This window comes from Paenibacillus mangrovi, assembly GCF_022898935.1.
Lineage (GTDB): Bacteria > Bacillota > Bacilli > Paenibacillales > Paenibacillaceae > Paenibacillus_AQ > Paenibacillus_AQ mangrovi.
This window is the reverse complement of the sequence record NZ_JALIRP010000004.1, coordinates 263870-279826: the sequence shown is the minus strand read 5'-3', so window position 1 is coordinate 279826 and position 15957 is coordinate 263870. Positions and strand designations below refer to the sequence as shown.

General features: G+C 46.4%; 15 protein-coding genes. 11 read left to right on the top strand and 4 right to left on the bottom strand.

What is annotated here, in order from left to right; genetic code table 11:
* The first annotated feature begins 270 nt into the window (after nucleotides 1-270).
* The 5 genes from MUG84_RS11970 to MUG84_RS11950 all read left to right on the top strand — a co-directional run bounded on the left by MUG84_RS11970 (nucleotide 271) and on the right by MUG84_RS11950 (nucleotide 5970).
* Complete coding sequence (locus MUG84_RS11970; RefSeq protein ID WP_244725246.1) at nucleotides 271-2031, top strand: ABC transporter substrate-binding protein; 1761 nt, start codon at nucleotides 271-273, stop codon at nucleotides 2029-2031.
* Between the two features lie 78 nt (nucleotides 2032-2109).
* Complete coding sequence (locus MUG84_RS11965; protein ID WP_244725478.1) at nucleotides 2110-3066, top strand: ABC transporter permease; 957 nt, start codon at nucleotides 2110-2112, stop codon at nucleotides 3064-3066.
* 18 nt (nucleotides 3067-3084) lie between these two features.
* Nucleotides 3085-4014 (top strand): oligopeptide ABC transporter permease, encoded by a 930-nt coding sequence (gene opp4C, locus MUG84_RS11960; protein ID WP_244725245.1) that lies wholly within the window; start codon nucleotides 3085-3087, stop codon nucleotides 4012-4014.
* A 14-nt stretch (nucleotides 4015-4028) separates the two neighbouring features.
* Nucleotides 4029-5012 (top strand): ABC transporter ATP-binding protein, encoded by a 984-nt coding sequence (locus tag MUG84_RS11955; RefSeq protein ID WP_244725244.1) that lies wholly within the window; start codon nucleotides 4029-4031, stop codon nucleotides 5010-5012.
* The gene (locus MUG84_RS11950) at nucleotides 5005-5970 is read left to right on the top strand and encodes an ABC transporter ATP-binding protein (RefSeq protein WP_244725243.1); all 966 of its coding nucleotides are present in this window, start codon (nucleotides 5005-5007) and stop codon (nucleotides 5968-5970) included. Before MUG84_RS11955 ends, MUG84_RS11950 begins: the two co-directional genes overlap by 8 nt.
* Before the next feature lie 84 nt (nucleotides 5971-6054).
* Here the strand turns inward: MUG84_RS11950 and MUG84_RS11945 are convergent, their stop codons facing one another.
* Nucleotides 6055-6624 carry a nucleotidyltransferase family protein gene (locus MUG84_RS11945; protein ID WP_244725242.1) on the bottom strand — a complete coding sequence of 190 codons (570 nt, stop codon included), beginning with the start codon at nucleotides 6622-6624 and terminating at the stop codon, nucleotides 6055-6057.
* Between the two features lie 171 nt (nucleotides 6625-6795).
* Here MUG84_RS11945 and MUG84_RS11940 point away from each other — a divergent pair, with 171 nt between their 5' ends.
* Complete coding sequence (locus tag MUG84_RS11940) at nucleotides 6796-7314, top strand: hypothetical protein (protein ID WP_244725241.1); 519 nt, start codon at nucleotides 6796-6798, stop codon at nucleotides 7312-7314.
* Between the two features lie 51 nt (nucleotides 7315-7365).
* On the opposite strand, the gene MUG84_RS11935 is transcribed toward MUG84_RS11940, so the two are convergent.
* Both MUG84_RS11935 and MUG84_RS11930 read right to left on the bottom strand, forming a co-directional pair.
* Nucleotides 7366-8178 (bottom strand): hypothetical protein, encoded by an 813-nt coding sequence (locus tag MUG84_RS11935; protein WP_244725240.1) that lies wholly within the window; start codon nucleotides 8176-8178, stop codon nucleotides 7366-7368.
* On the bottom strand, nucleotides 8159-8746 hold the full coding sequence (locus MUG84_RS11930; protein ID WP_244725239.1) for an RNA polymerase sigma factor: 588 nt from the start codon (nucleotides 8744-8746) through the stop codon (nucleotides 8159-8161). The genes MUG84_RS11935 and MUG84_RS11930 overlap by 20 nt, the downstream gene beginning before the upstream one ends.
* 298 nt (nucleotides 8747-9044) lie before the next feature.
* Between MUG84_RS11930 and MUG84_RS11925 the strand changes: the two genes are divergently transcribed.
* Together MUG84_RS11925 and MUG84_RS11920 are read left to right on the top strand one after the other, a co-directional pair.
* Entirely contained in the window at nucleotides 9045-11354 is a 2310-nt protein-coding gene (locus MUG84_RS11925; RefSeq protein WP_244725238.1) for a histidine kinase, read from the top strand.
* A gap of 98 nt (nucleotides 11355-11452) precedes the next feature.
* Nucleotides 11453-12463, top strand: coding sequence for an aldose 1-epimerase (locus MUG84_RS11920; RefSeq protein WP_244725237.1), 1011 nt, complete (start codon nucleotides 11453-11455; stop codon nucleotides 12461-12463).
* 156 nt (nucleotides 12464-12619) lie between these two features.
* Here MUG84_RS11920 and MUG84_RS11915 read toward each other — a convergent pair whose 3' ends face one another.
* A complete protein-coding gene (locus MUG84_RS11915; RefSeq protein WP_244725236.1) occupies nucleotides 12620-13093 on the bottom strand; it encodes a double zinc ribbon domain-containing protein in 474 nt (157 codons plus the stop codon).
* 271 nt (nucleotides 13094-13364) lie between these two features.
* Between MUG84_RS11915 and MUG84_RS11910 the strand changes: the two genes are divergently transcribed.
* The 3 genes from MUG84_RS11910 to MUG84_RS11900 are packed head-to-tail and all read left to right on the top strand — an operon-like array spanning nucleotide 13365 to nucleotide 15930.
* A complete protein-coding gene (locus MUG84_RS11910; protein WP_244725477.1) occupies nucleotides 13365-14327 on the top strand; it encodes a helix-turn-helix transcriptional regulator in 963 nt (320 codons plus the stop codon).
* Nucleotides 14324-15031 (top strand): AlkZ-related protein, encoded by a 708-nt coding sequence (locus MUG84_RS11905; protein ID WP_244725235.1) that lies wholly within the window; start codon nucleotides 14324-14326, stop codon nucleotides 15029-15031. Before MUG84_RS11910 ends, MUG84_RS11905 begins: the two co-directional genes overlap by 4 nt.
* Nucleotides 15028-15930 (top strand): prenyltransferase/squalene oxidase repeat-containing protein, encoded by a 903-nt coding sequence (locus MUG84_RS11900; RefSeq protein ID WP_244725234.1) that lies wholly within the window; start codon nucleotides 15028-15030, stop codon nucleotides 15928-15930. The genes MUG84_RS11905 and MUG84_RS11900 overlap by 4 nt, the downstream gene beginning before the upstream one ends.
* Nucleotides 15931-15957 lie beyond the last annotated feature (27 nt).

Here is a 15957-nt window from a genome sequence, read left to right as displayed (position 1 = left end):
CTGTTGGTACAATTGCATGCATCTTTAAAAGAGGAAAACCTCCTTATTTGTCCCATGGCAGTTAAGAAGGTTTTTTGCTATGCGGCTTTTTTCATTTCAATAACAAAAGTAGAAATAAAAAGAAATTTAAGATTTTTCAGAAAACTTTATAAGTTCTCTATTTACAGAACTCCAAATGCTTCCTATAATAAACAATAACAAATGCGATCTTAAATCATACTTATCGCATAGGATTAATGATGAGATATGTCGAAAATGGGAGGTTATATCATGAAAAAAGGCGTTTATTTATTAACATCATTACTTATTGTCGGGTCTCTGCTGCTTTCGGCATGCTCAGATCAAAAAGAAGCAGCGCCATCAAGCACGAATACGACACAAACCGAGCAAGGCTCTAAGGATCAGCCGACTGCGACTCCGGCAGCGTCTCCAGCAGGGGAATCGGGCCTGAGCGCACCATATGACGCAGCCGATATGTCTAAGCTTCCTGCGGTTGCCAAGCAGCGCACGGATACGATTATCGTTGGTTTGACAGATCCGAGTGGTGCGTTTACGCCATATTTTATCCAAAGCGGATATGACGCCAATGTGAACTCGCTGCTATTCAGCTCTTTGGTAACAGTAGATGAGAAAGGGCTTCCAATTCCTGATATGGCTGAAAAATGGGATGTATCAGACGATCAATTAACGTATACATACCACCTGCGCAAGGACTTGAAATTCAGTGATGGATCTCCAATGACTGCTGATGACGTTGCATTTACTTGGACACTTCTTTTTGATAAATCCTATGATGGTGACTCCATGATTCCGACGCTCCCCGTGAAGGGCGGTCAAGCATATAAGGAAGGCAAGGCTCAAAGTATCGAAGGTATTAAGGTTATTGATCCGCTGACTGTATCGGTAACTCTTGAGAAACCTAATGCAACTGCACTCGTTATGCTGGGTGACAAAGTCTTGTCCAAAGCCTATTACGGCAAAGATTATAAGTTCGGCCAGCTTGAATACATTAAGAAGCTTCACTCGAACCCTGTAGGTAACGGTCCATACAAGTTGGAGAAGTTTATTCCGGGACAGGAAGTGCGTTTTGTAGCGAACGAGAACTATTTCAAAGGCAAGCCGAAAACGGAACATTTCATTTACAAAACCTCCGAAGGCGACACATGGCAATATCTCGAAACCGGAGAAGTTGATTACGCTTCGTTTAGTGCCACGACAGAAAATATTGATAAACTCAAAAGCCTTGGATTCGTTAACATCATTCCTTATACGCCTAGCACATACGGATATCTGCAGGTTAATTTGGAACATGAAGCTCTGAAAGACAAAAAAGTTCGTCAAGCACTGGCTTATGGACTAGACCGTCAAAGCATCTATGTAGACGCGAACCAAGGCGCAGGCGCGGTAGCGAACATCCCGTCTTCCCCGATTTCCTGGGCTTATACGGAAGACGGAATTAATCCTTACAAATTCGATACGGAAAAGGCCAAGCAGCTTCTGGATGAAGCCGGATGGAAGGAAGGGGCTGGCGGAATCCGCGAGAAAGATGGCAAGCAGCTCGTTATTCACTACCTGGGATCGAAGAGCAAACAAACAGATATTTTTATCGCTGTGGCCAAGGAAAACTTCCAGGCAATGGGCGTGAAATTCGAGCCTGAAGTATTCGCTGATTTCAACTCTCTCGTATCGAAAGTGGAAGGTGGCGATTACGACCTCGTATCCTTCTCGACACCAATGCTCACAGATCCTTCCGACGGACTGGTACAGTTCGTGGATGGTGAAATCAAAGGGTACGACAATCCGAAGGTGAAAGAGCTTTATGATAAAGGCTTAGCTACATCAGACATCGAAGAACGCAAAAAAGTATACAAAGAAATCTTCCAGCTGCTAAACGACGAGCTTCCTATTATTTTCACCAGCTATAAGAAAACCGTCTATGGCTACAATGGAAGGATCGAAAATCTGGCCGTTAGCCCATTTGTCGGTTTGGCCAACAGTCTTCCGGACTGGTCGCTGAAACCGGCACAATAATCCAAACATATACATGCCATCCCTCGTCTGTAAGCGGCCTTGCTGCAGGCGGGGGATCATGCAATTAGGAGGCTAATGATGAGTGCTTATCTAACGAAACGGATCAGTTATATGCTGATCATCCTGCTAGCTGCATCACTCCTGATTTTTAGCCTATATGCGCTCACGCCGGGGGATTACATCAGCAACAACATTAAGCTTAGTCCCGAGCGCAAGGCCGAGCTGAGGGAGATCTATGGTTTCAACAAGCCTTTGATGGAGCGGTACGGAATATGGATGAAGAATGCCTTTCATGGCGATTTCGGTTATTCCCTCGCACAGCAGAAACCTGTGTTGACCCTGTTTAATGAATATATTTGGAACTCCTTTTTGCTGGCGAGCGTATCCACATTCCTGACCTGGCTGATAGCTGTCATTATTGGTGTTGTATCAGCCTATAAACAGTATTCGTGGTTTGATACGCTGGTCATGGTTTTGATCTTCGCTGCGATGTCACTGCCTTCATTTTTCATCGGCTTGTTCCTGATCAAGGTAATCGCAGTCGACTTGAAGTGGCTTCCGCCTGGAGGCATGCTGACCACGGGCAGTAATGCTACAGGCTGGGCGTATGTTAAGGAAGTCATCCGTCACATGACGCTTCCGGTCGTCGTTATGACGCTGCTTGGAGTCGGTTCGTTGACCCGTTACTTCCGCAGCAATTTGATCGATGTGATCAAGCAGGATTATATCCGAACCGCACGTGCCAAGGGATTGAAAGAAAGTAAAGTGCTATTCAGACATGCCTTGCGCAATGCGCTTCTGCCGGCGATTACGCTTGTAGGTTTCGAGCTTCCGGCATTATTCGGCGGTTCACTGATTATTGAGAAAATATTTAACTGGCCGGGAATCGGACAACTGTACATGCAGTCCTTTGGCCTGCGGGATTATCCGCTGCTGATGGGCTTTACCATGCTGATTGCTATATTAACAGTAATCGGAACGCTCATCTCCGATGTGCTGTACCATATTGCTGACCCGCGCGTCCGGCTGCATTAGAAAAGGGGGAACTATTTCATGTCACTGAACAGCACGCCGCTGCCCGGGACAATCGGGTCCAAGATTACCGGGCCGAAATCTTCTTCCCTGTTTGGGCAGTCGATGCGAAGGCTCCTAAAGAATAAGCTAGCTATTTCGGGATTAGTGGTTGTTATCATCATGTTCTTAGCCTGTTTTGTCGGGCCGTTCTTCTCACCATATACAGACAATAAGATCAATATGGCCATGATGAACAAGGCGCCGAGTCTCAAACATTGGCTGGGGACTGATGCGATGGGAAGAGATGTGTTGACCCGCGTCCTGCAGGCAGGGCGTATCTCTTTGACGGTAGGCCTCGCATCCATGGTGCTCTCCGTATTTATCGGGGCACTTCTTGGAGCAATCGCAGGTTATTACCGGGGCATTGTCGATCAAGTTATTATGCGAATAGCAGATTTACTGCTTACCATTCCGGGTTTGCCGCTGCTGTTTATTTTCGGCGCATTATTATCCGATTGGAAGATTCCGACGGAATACCGAATGTATATCGTGATGTTTATGCTGGGCTTCGTGAACTGGCCGGGTCTTGCCAGGATGGTCCGGGGCCAGATGCTGAGTCTGCGTGAACGCGAATTTATGCAGGCTGCGGTTGTGCTCGGACTTCGCGACAGACGCAAATTGTTTAACCATTTGCTCCCGAATATCGTTCCATTACTGATTGTCATTGCAACCCTGAATATCGGCGGCTCTATCCTCAGCGAATCCGTACTCAGCTTCTTTGGTCTTGGTGTCATGCCGCCAACACCTACATGGGGGAATATGATTGACGCTGCGAACAACCTGATTGATTTTCAGGAACATCCATGGCTCTGGATACCTCCGGGGTTTTCGATATTTGCAACCGTCATTGCGATCAATATTTTCGGTGACGGGCTCCGGGATGTTCTTGATCCTAAACAGAAGAGGTAGGTGGGAGACTTTCGATGAATGATTTAATTAGAATAGACCATCTCAGCACTTATTTCGATACGGAAGGCGGCAAAGTGAAAGCCGTTGACGATGTCAGCCTGCGTGTCCGGGAAGGCGAAACGGTATGCATTGTTGGAGAGTCCGGCTGTGGAAAAAGCGTAACCGCGATGTCTATCTTGGGACTGGTAGAAGAGCCTGGCGGCAAAATCGTGAATGGTCAGATCCACTTTGATGGAAAAGATCTGCTTCAATTAAGCAAAAATGAACTGCGGACGATTCGTGGAAATGATATATCGATGATTTTTCAGGAGCCGATGTCTTCACTAAATCCGGTGCTTAAGATTGGTGAGCAGATTATGGAGCCTCTGATCGTTCATCAGAAATTGAGTAAAAAAGAAGCGCGTGAGCGGGCCATTCAGCTGATCGAGCAGGTCGGGATATCCAGAGCGAAGCAGATTGTAGATTCTTACCCGCACGAATTGAGCGGGGGGATGCTACAGCGGATCATGATTGCCATTGCCATTTCTAGTAGCCCGAAGCTGCTTATTGCCGATGAGCCTACGACTGCGCTGGATGTAACGATTCAGGCACAGATTCTGGATATGCTCCGTCAGTTCAAAGAACAGTCCAATATGTCCATTATGCTTATTACCCATGATCTCGGTGTTGTAGCGGAGATGGCGGATTACGTGATTGTTATGTATGCGGGGAAAATCGTCGAAGAAGGAGAGGTCGTCAAGCTCTTTCAGTCGCCGAAACATCCATATACACAGGGCTTACTCAAATCCAAGCCTATCATCAACCAGCGCCAGGATGAGCTGTACTCCATTCCGGGACAGGTGCCAAATCCGCTTGAGTTGACTGATTCCTGCTATTTCCATGATCGCTGTGAACACTGCATGGACATCTGTAGAACCAAACAGCCCGCATTGAAAGAAGTCACCGGGCAGCAGAAAGCCGCTTGCTGGCTGTATGAGGAGGCGTTAGTTCATGCCTGAAGCATTGCTTGAAGTAAACCATCTCAAGAAGTACTTTCCCATTCAAAAAGGACTGCTGAACCGGACCGTGGGCCACGTTAAAGCCGTTGATGGTATCAGTTTGTCGATTCAAAAGGGAGAAACATTCGGCCTTGTCGGAGAATCCGGCAGCGGGAAAAGCACCGTCGGTAAAACCATTATCCGACTGACCGAAAAGACGGAGGGAGAAGTGAAATTCAAAGGCGTAGATCTCTATGGCTTGTCTCCCCAAGAACTTCGTAAAATTCGTCCAAGCATGCAGCTCATTTTCCAGGATCCATACAGCTCGCTTAATCCGAGGGTTCGAGTGGGGGATGCCATTGGCGAAGCGCTGCTGGATCACGGTTTAGCACCTAAAGAGGAAATCCGGAACCTTGTGCTCGAAGTTCTGAAATCCTGTGGTTTGTCATCCTATCATTTTGACCGATTTCCGCATGAATTTTCAGGTGGGCAGCGGCAGCGGATCGGGATTGCGCGCGCGCTCATTTTGAATCCGGATCTGATTATCGCCGATGAACCTGTCTCAGCTCTGGATGTATCCATCCAAGCCCAAATTATTAATTTATTCCGTAAGCTTCAGGATACACGTGGACTCACATACTTGTTCATCTCACATGACCTCAGCGTAGTCGAACATCTCTGTTCTCGGATTGGTGTCATGTATCTGGGATCGATGATGGAGACAGCTTCCCGGGATGAGCTATTCAAGAATCCGCTGCATCCTTATACGAAGGCTCTATTATCGGCAGTACCTATACCTATACCGAAGCTGAAACGGGAACGGATTGTGCTGAAAGGGGATATTCCGAACCCTGCGGATCCGCCGGCCGGATGCAAGTTTCATACGCGCTGTCCATTCGCCGTGGGCCGCTGCAAGGAAGAAGTACCCGTATTCCGTGACGCTGGCGGAGGACATTTTGTAGCCTGTCACTTGGCATGAAGTACCAACCCATCTACTCGAAAAAGGCATGTTCCGAGAACGGAACATGCCTTTTTGCATCCATATTAGGTTTACAAACTAGGCTTAAAGGATATGTGTGATTGTTACTTTAGGCCAAGTCTGACTCCAATTCTTTTTGGATACGCGGCCTTCGTAGATCTGAGCTCGTTCTTCGGATTGCAGGTAATAGGGAGTAGGTCTGACAACCATACGGATTGCATCTTCAATACCGTGTGGGGCGGTAAGTACAAGCCCGTCATCTTCATCCAAGGTAAGACCCAGAGCCGTTACCGTTTCGGTAAAGTTCGATATGGCATCCACCGAAGAGGTAAAAGGAGGCAAGTTGTTGATGAGATGCATTCTTGCTTCGTTTTTCACCGACCAAGGAATACAGGGATGAAGAGAGAAGAGCCTTTGTTCCAGCTCCTTTTCAACTTTTGTGTCACAGCAGCTTGGGTCGTAATATACGACATCCACATCCGGCAGCGGTGTACGTTCTGTATACCCGTGCAGTACATCCCAAATTTTGGAACGGACAAAGCCGGCGCATACCCACCAATCTGGGAGATGCAGCGTTTTGGCTGTATGGAGAATGTCCATCATCCACACGTCCTTCTGAACCAGTTGAATGATGTCCTGCTCAGTTTTGATCATGTATCATATTCCTCCCTTAAACATGTTCTTTATTATATACCAAGGAGCGCCAGTGAAATGAGGGAGCAAATAAATTATAAAATTTTCTTTAAATATGTCGCAACTTGTCTTGCGCTTCAAGCGTTATAAAATATGTATTCCAATATTAACCAATTAAGGACGGGTGATTGTATGAAGAAATCTCTATACCGTAAACTTTTGTCCATGACCGTTGCTGTTTCGGCGCTTAGCATGATGCTGGCGACTGGAGCAGGAGCCGAATCGTTCGCAGCCGACAACACTTCAGCTTCTTCTGCAGTGAAAGAGCCTGGCGCTCTCACACCACCTCCACCTCAGGAATTTAACACACTCGGCATTTCCGGCAACTATCAATACTTGCTTTCTGGTAACACCTATATTTCTGCTATTGGAAATGGAAAACTTCAATTGAGTGGAGATACTACAGCGAAAACATCAGTCAGTACGATTAGAGCGACTGTATACCTTCAAAAATTTAACGGTACATCATGGGAAGATGTGAGCGGCAGCAGCTCATCTTTTATGGATAGTGCAAGTGACTATGTTTCTGGCAATGCAGTTTTTACTGGAGTTAAAGGTTATTATTATCGTTCCAAATGCTTACACTACATTTCGACTTCAAGTATTTCAGAGCAAGCTTATAGCTATTCGGCATCAGTACTGTGTTTCTAATTGAAATGAAAAAGGAGTGGACTTTAGAGGTCTGCTCCTTTTCCATTTCAATTATTTAGTCTGTAGTGATTTATAGAATTGAATCAATACATCTTTAGGTAGTTCACTACCAATTTGTATCAATAAATTTCCGTTGGTTCCAAAAAGCTGGTTGTATGATCCTGGAGTGAAGTATACTTCATCGGATCCTATTTGCAGTTTTTCTGTCTCTTGTGGAACAGTTGACATTATGGAAGAGTAGGTTCTTAAATGAATAATCTGAACCCAAAGGGTCTGCTCCTCATTATTTGTAAATTTAAGTGCTACTTTATCAAATTTATTCTCAACTTCACTCGGATCAGAAGTAGTATAACTTTGGAGATGGAATTCTGTCGGCAACTGTCTTAAATCAGGCAAATGGAATGAAAGTTGAGATTGTATCTCATCCATGGATTCTGGAGCTGGGTGATTCTCCCAGGTGTAAGAGTAAAGTAAGGATTCTGTCATCTCCCCATTCTCATTTTCGTCGAGAAAATCATCTGGTTTTACCGTCTTAGGTGTAACAACGCTCGGTGGAACTTCCCCATTCTTGATCACAATTCCAATCATCCCATTACCCATATCCACAACAGACTTTACAATAGGAGATATCGCCTTGATTACACTTGATGGACTAAATAAAATGGCGCCTGCTAAAAATGAAGCAGCTACGATGCCGCTGAGTTGAATACGGCGTCTCCGTTTCCTATTACGGTTAACCTGCTCGATTTGTGCTTGAACCTTCTTCCAGGAAGCTCGTTTGCTTTCGCCTTTCGTCAGTGAGGATGAAGAAACCGCGCGGTCGAAAGCAACGTCAAACCATTCTTCATATTTTCCGCTTTTCATCCTTTATCCCCCACTCTTTAAATAACATTTTTTTGATACTTTCCCGAGCCCTGAACAGACGCTGTTTGACGACATCTTCACTCAGCTCGAGTATATTCGAGATTTCCTTGTAAGAAAGACCTTGTTTCCAGCGATATTCGATCAAAACCCTGTATTCAGGTTTTAACAGCTTCATGTATTCCGTGATAGACTCTTCGATCAGCTTGGTTTCTACTGTATTTTCTACTGATACCGGAGATTGTGGAACTTCTTCTTTATACATAAAAACACCTTCAACATCCAATTGGTTACGGTAGTTTTTATTTTTTCTCAAATAATTAATGGTGGTGTTTTTGGTAACAACTTTCAGCCATGCTCTCAGCTTGATCTCGTTCTCGAAAACAGGCTTATTCTTTATGATCTTGATAAATGCGTCCTGTATGATATCTTCGGTTGCCGCGTGGTCCTTGATAATATAGAGAATCATTCCGTATGCAAAATCATAATATTCATAATATATTTCTTCCTGCAGATCCTGACTAATATCACTAAAGTCAGTTGTCACAAGAAGTCTAATCATCTTGGACATGCTCTTCTCCTTCCTGAAACCCCCGTCTTCTAAATTATTAACGTTACAACTATTTTACAATATTTGCGAATACTTAGCCTAATATTTGGTATGAATTTTTTTGGAGCCATAGAAAACAAATAACAGATAAATCATGCAATGACGAGTTAACGTTTCAAATATATGCTTTTATCCCACCCAAAAGTCGATATTTAGGTTTATTCCGCGCTGTACGCCCGAAATCACATATTATGAACTTTACTTATATCCCATTACAGCTTACGATTCACCACAAAGAGCTGGAAGCAGGGGAGACCTAATGGATGGATATAAAAGAAAAACACCGGAGCAAATATTGGAGGATATCCGCAGACTTCAGCGCGGCAATCTGAAGATCATCATCGGAGCTGTCAGCGGCAGTGGCAAAACATATCATATGCTTCGGGAAGGTCAGATTTTACAAAGCCAGGGCATTGATGTCGTCATTTGTGCGGTCTCGACACTTAAACGCCCGGAGACGGTTAAGCAGGTGGCCGATCTGGAGCGGGTTCCAAGTATCCACTGGATGGATCATGGCAAAGAAACGAAAGACCTTAACCTGGAAGGCCTGCTGGCTCGGAATCCCGAGGTGGTTCTTGTGGATGAGTTGGCGCACAGGAACCGTAAAGACGCCCACTTTCCGAACCGTCTGATGGATATTGAACTTCTGCTGGAAAAAGGAATCAGCGTCATCACGACACTGAATGTATATGAGCTTGAGGGTGTGCATGACCTGGCCAGAAAGTGGACGGGAATGGAAGCCAGAGAGACGGTGCCGCTCGAAACCTTAGGGTTAGCCGATGAGGTCAGATTGATCGATGTCACTCCAGAGACCTTGATTACAAGAATGAAGGAGGGGCATCTCGATCAAAGCATAGACATGGGTCTTTTCACCCGTAAGGATTTGGCTGTACTGCGGGAATTATCACTGCGGCTGGTGGCTGAGGATGTCAATTCAACCTTGGAAAAACACCGGGAAGAGCAAGGACTGCATGGACCTTCCGGCGCGTCGGAACGTATTCTGGTCTCGGCCCAATATCACTGGAATGGTTCGATTTATATCCGTAGAGGGCAGCAGGTCGCTAAGCGTTTGAACGGGGATCTGCTCGTCGTCATTTTTTTGAATAAGAAAATGAGGCTTACAAAAGAGGCTGCAGCCTTTAAGCGCTCCCTGCAAAAAATGGCCAAAAAAACGGACGCGCTGTTGGAGGAGATTCCTTTACGTTCGACCCGGAATTTTGCAGAATCCTTGATTCGCTATGCAGTCGACAAGAAAGTTACGCGGATTGTACTTGGTCATTCCAAAAAAAGCCGTTGGCAGGAGTTTTGGCAGGGCTCGGTAACCGATGGGATATTAAAACATGCCAAAGGGATCGACGTTTTTTGGGTTGCGGACCGGACGGCCCAGGGAGGGCCGAGAATTCTGCCGACACGCAGGCAGCAGCCCGCTGGGGACGAACTTTACCACCGGCTCAGTCAGGAAGAGATCGAGAAGAAGGTGGAACGGATCAAGCGCGGGCGTTTCAAAATTTATATTGGCGCAGCTCCGGGTGTCGGCAAGACGTATACCATGCTCAGGGAAGGCAATGAAAGTCTGCGCAAGGGTGTGGATGTGGTAATCGGTTGGCTCGAAACACATGGACGTGCGGAAACAGCCTCCCAGGTGGAAAATCTGGGTATCGTGGCGGCGCTTCAAATTCCGTATAAGGGAACTGTTTTGAAAGAAATGGACACAGCGGCTATTATCCAGCGCGATCCAGAGCTTGTTCTTGTGGATGAGCTGCCGCACAGTAATGTCCCCGGGAGCATGCACAAGAAAAGATACGAGGATATCGTGTTCCTTCTGGAACACGGGATTTCGGTGATTACGACGGTGAATGTGCAGCACCTGGAAAGCTTGAACGATGCCGTGGAGCAAATTACGGGAATTCGCGTCCGGGAAACGGTGCCTGATTACATCCTGTCGATGGCAGATGAGGTGGAGTTGATCGACTTGACCCCCCAGTCGCTGCAGCAGCGGATGAGAGACGGCAAAATATATGCGGCGGACAAAGTTGAGCAGGCACTGAGTTCATTTTTCAAGACAGGAAATCTGATTGCTCTAAGAGAGCTTGCTTTGCGTGAAATCGCGGATGATGTGGACGAAAGGCTAGAAGCGTGGGAAAGGCAGTTTTCGCTAAGAGGGCCCTGGAGAAAAGAAGAAGCCATTTACGTATGCATTCTGCCTGGCTCTAACAGTGAGCGTCTAATCCGGCGCGGATTTCGTATCGCATATCGCTTAAAAGCCACGTGGTACGTCAACTATATTCAGACGAATTCTTCATCAAGCGAAGATGAGCAATTGAAGATTGATGCTTGTCGTAAGCTCACAGAGAGCTTTGGCGGTTCATTCGAGACGACTGTCGTGAAAGTTTGGAAGGAGATTCCGGCTATGGTTATGGATCAGGCAAACCATGTGCAGGCTACGCAAATTATTGTTGGGCAGGCTATACGCGGGCAAACTTTCCGGCGACGTAAGGTGATCCGTGAGCTGATTCGCCTGGCGCGCGATCTGGATGTTCTGCTTGTGTCCAATCCGGAAAATATGTAGTGTATGAATCTATTGTCTCATTTCATTTTGCTTGTCTGCATGTCGTGGTATATTATTACAAGAAGCGTATGATTTACATACCTGAAAAGGAGGCAATCATGGAGACACAATTTGCAGCATACGAAGGCGATTTTCACGGGGAACACGCAGTCTGGCTGAAGCATGGCCAATACGAGGCGGCGGTCCTGCCCGAACTAGGAGCCAATTTAATCTTGTTCCGTGATCTTGAGAACGGTTTCCGGTATTTGCGTGAGCCTGAGCCAGATGAGATGGAGGACTTTAAAGCGAACCCTGGGGTTTACGGCATACCTGTTTTGTTTCCGCCCAACCGTTATGACGGAGGAAAATTTGCCTGGGAAGGCAAGGTTTATGAGCTCCCAATAAATGAACCGGATCGGTGCAATCATCTGCACGGCTTCATGCATAAACTTCCTTGGACCGTTGACTACATCAAGGGGGATGAATATGAAAGCGTGGTCGTCCTTTCCCAGCAGGTTCGTGACGGTCATCTGTATAAACAGTATTTTCCGTTTGAATTTACGATTACGCTGCGTTATACGCTAACTGGAAAAGGGCTGCAGCAGCAGGTAACGGTAACGAACGACGGCAAAGAGAACATGCCGAATCTGCTTGCGTTCCATACGGCGATCAATGCACCATTCGTACCGGGAAGTAAGGCATCGGATTATACCTTTAATATAACCATCGGCCAGCGCCGGGAAATGAACGAGCGGATGCTGCCGACAGGTAAGTTCCAGCCGCTTAGCGCAGAGGAAGAGCAGATGAAGACCGAGGGTGTAAGTCCATTCTTTGACTCCATGGATAATCATTACACGGCAGTTCCGCAGAATGGACGCAACCGGATGGAGCTTACGGATAACCGCACGGGTGATGTATTCGTATATGACGCCGGTACGGCATATAAGCATTGGATGATTTGGAACAACGGCGCATGCGGCAAATTCTTCTGTCCTGAGCCACAAATCAATTTGGTGAACGCACCGAATATCACGGGTCTGCCTACCGAGGAAATCGGACTCATTGGACTTGCACCTGGCGAGAAATGGATTGAAACCAGTTCGTTTTACGCCATCAAACGCGCGAAATAATGTGATAAGTCGAAAAACCGCCTTTTCCATATTGGAAAGGCGGTTTTAATTTAGATATAAGAAAGTATAAACTTCGAGGATTCCACACCATATCGCAAGAAAAACTTCCGCTAAACGCGGTCTGTCTAATGTGAAGTACATCGATAGATGTTTTTCTTACTCGCTTAATTGAAACCCGCAGCCGCGGCAGAAATGATCCCCTTGACCCGAAGGCTCGCCGCATCTTGGACAGAAGGCTGCTTGAGAGGTGTGAACGGCTGTCGGTTGAACGACAACGGTCTGAAACTGTTGGCCGCAGAACGGGCAATAGGTTGCGTCTGCCGGGAGCATTTTGCCGCATCCGCATTCTTTGAGATTTTGAAGATGCTGTATTTTCTTGTTCAGCTCCTCGATCTCTTGTTCTAGTCCTAGAATGGCTTCACGGTATTTCTGAAACTCTGCATTCGGTATAAAACTCGACTGTGTCTCAAGAGAGTGGTATACGATGCGTCCAATTTCGGTATAGTTTTTTTCAATGTCCTTTTCTTTGGAAGATACCTGAAACTTCAATGTGGTGGATTCCACGGTTTGCTGGGCTTTTTTGCCCGCATCTGACACGCCCTGTTTAAGCTTGTTTAAAAAGTTGGACATAACGGGGGTTCTCCTCCTTCATCCGCTTATGTATCCATCTTTTTCTCTACGTCAAAAGAAAGCCGCATACGGCCATGCTGACTCTTTTGCTGATGGATACTCTTGGTAGTAATAATGTATGGCTTATCTTATGGCATTATAACCGAGTACTTAGAAGAGGGGAATACCTGATTTTTTTGTTTGAGTGATAATCAGTGACATACAAGATGTCACAAATAGACTGTTATAATGGATATAAAAATATGGAAAAGGAGGTGGCGGTTTGAAAAAGATGGACCGCTTGATGGCCATTATTATGGCTTTACAGCATGGGAGCCGGACGGCGTCCGAGTTATCGGAGAAACTGGAGGTGTCCAGGCGAACGATATTGCGTGACATCCAGATGTTGTCTGAAATCGGTGTACCTCTAGCAGCGGCAAGCGGTCCGAACGGAGGCTATTCGCTTATGGAAGGCTTTCAGCTTCCACCTCTTCAGCTCAGTTCCAGAGAAGCTCTGTGCGTTCTGTTCGCACTCCAGGGGCTGACGGGATACACGGACACTCCTTTTAACGGTGAACGGTGGACTGTAATGGATAAAATCCGGAGTATTCTTCCACAGGAAACGGCACTAAGGATTAATCCACTGCTAGACAGTATGGAAGTCGAGGTTCCCAAACGGGTTTACAACCTTCCCTCTTTGGAGCTTTTGCTGGATATGACAGCCAAAAGGAACTGGATTTCGGTATTCTATCAGTCCATGAATCACCGCAGAAGGCTCTTGATTAAGCCTGAAAAGATTTTTGCTGCCCATGGCTTCTGGTACTGTGACTGTGTTTCTTACACTCACCAAGAGAAGCGGAGACTGCGCATTGACAGGATGAGCGAAATAAGTGAAGCGCCTGCCCCGGAAGATTATGTAGAGCCCAAGCAAAGTCAGAGCGCTGTCCGGGCCATACATATCCGCGCAGAACTTACATACAAAGGCATGCTTCAGGTCGAACGGGACGAGCATATTGGAGAATGCATCGAACCGGTAAGTGAAGAGTGCTGGATCGCAGACTTTCATGTCCCAGAAAGCGAGTGGGACTGGGTCGTGCAGTTATTCTTCTCTTTGGGCTCAGAAGCGAAAGTCATTTTTCCGGAAAGATTAAGGTCCGCAATCCGTCAAAAAGCTGAAAGACTGCGCAACCATTACGAAGATGCCATTGAAGATATCATTGAAGATGTCATGATGAAGGAGAGTTTAAAGAAATGAATGGTAAAATTCAAAACGAAGTCAAGGTTACATATTTTGAAGAAGCAGCGGATTACATCGAACGGATCGGCATCCTTCCGTTAGCCTCAATCATCCCTGACTATCCTTCTCTCGAAAGCATAACCGCTAAAGAGAACTGGCACAGCGATACCGAGCTTGATCCCTGGAGTTGGCGGGTACGTTTTCCGCTTGAAGGAAAGGCGGCTTACGGCAAGTTTTTCAAGAAAAAAGCGGTTCTGGTTTCACCTGAATGGTTTCCATGGGTGCATGCTTGCTTGAATATAGGGACAGACACAGAGAAGTGCTACAGGGATGGACTCTTGTCCAGGACGGCGTGGGAACTGTATCAACTCATTGACATGGATCAAGGCATAGACACCCGTGTTCTCCGGGAGCGTGCCCATATGAAAGCGAAGGAAGACAAAAAGGCTTTTGATAACGCTGTAATTGAACTGCAGGACGCTCTACTCATTGTGATTTCCGGTGTAAAGCACAAAGTAAATGAAGATGGAGAAAAGAACGGATGGAACAGCACCGTGTATGAAACTACAACGAATTGGATGCGGGAGAACGGAATCAAGACGGTGAATGTCTCCAAGGAAGAGGCACACAAAGAACTAATGTCCAGATTACAGGATAGCTGCAGTGACAAAGCCTATGCTTTTTTCGGAAAATATTCAGAACCTAGGAGGGGATTTTTATGAAATTGACCAGCTCTCAGTTTAAGAAGGCAAGAGATTTCATCTATGCTAATGGTAGGCTCCTGGACCGCAGACGTTTTGAATTTCATTTTGAACAAGGCAGCGCCGAGGCAGTTCTGAATGCACTCCGGCCTTATCAGAACGAGGATGGAGGGTATGGCAGCGCGCTTGAACCGGATATGCGGACACCTTATAGTCAACCGATCGCTACGGAATATGCGCTTTCGATTATGGATGAGATCGGCTCTTGGGATTTGGCCATGCTGAACGGCATTGTAAATTATCTGAAGAATTCCTTGAGAGAAGAAGGCGGCTTTCCTAGAGCTACGGTCGATGTTAACGATTATCCTCATGCTCCCTGGTGGAACACAGACAAAGACCACTCGGGATCCATTAACCCTACAGGCAGAATTCTTGGATTATTGTATAAACAGGAGGTGCTGCCAGGACTGGAAGAGGAGAACTGGTTTGCAAGAAGTGCTCAATTTGTATGGAAAAGCATCCCACATGCCTGTAAATCGGACTACCATGATCTGATCCAATGCATTACGTTCCTGGAAAACGTGCCGGACCGTAAGCGAGCGGAACAGGAATGGAATAGGGTGGACGGTTGGCTGCAGCAGCCGGGGACTATAGAGCTGGATCCGGAGGCAAAGGGTTATGTACATAAGGTACTAGAATGGGTTCCCGCCCCCGGCAGCTATGCGAAGAAGTGGATCTCCGATAAGGATATTAAGCGTCATTTGGAATACTTGATCCGTGAGCAGCAAGAGGACGGAGGTTGGAACATGAGCTTTGATGCGCTGAGTCCTGGTAATGAATCCGAGTGGAGAAGCCTGATCACCGTTGATCGTTTGGTTACCTTAAGATCATATGGCTGTCTTGATAGCCATGGACAATAAAATAATGTCCTAGACTGACCGCAGTAT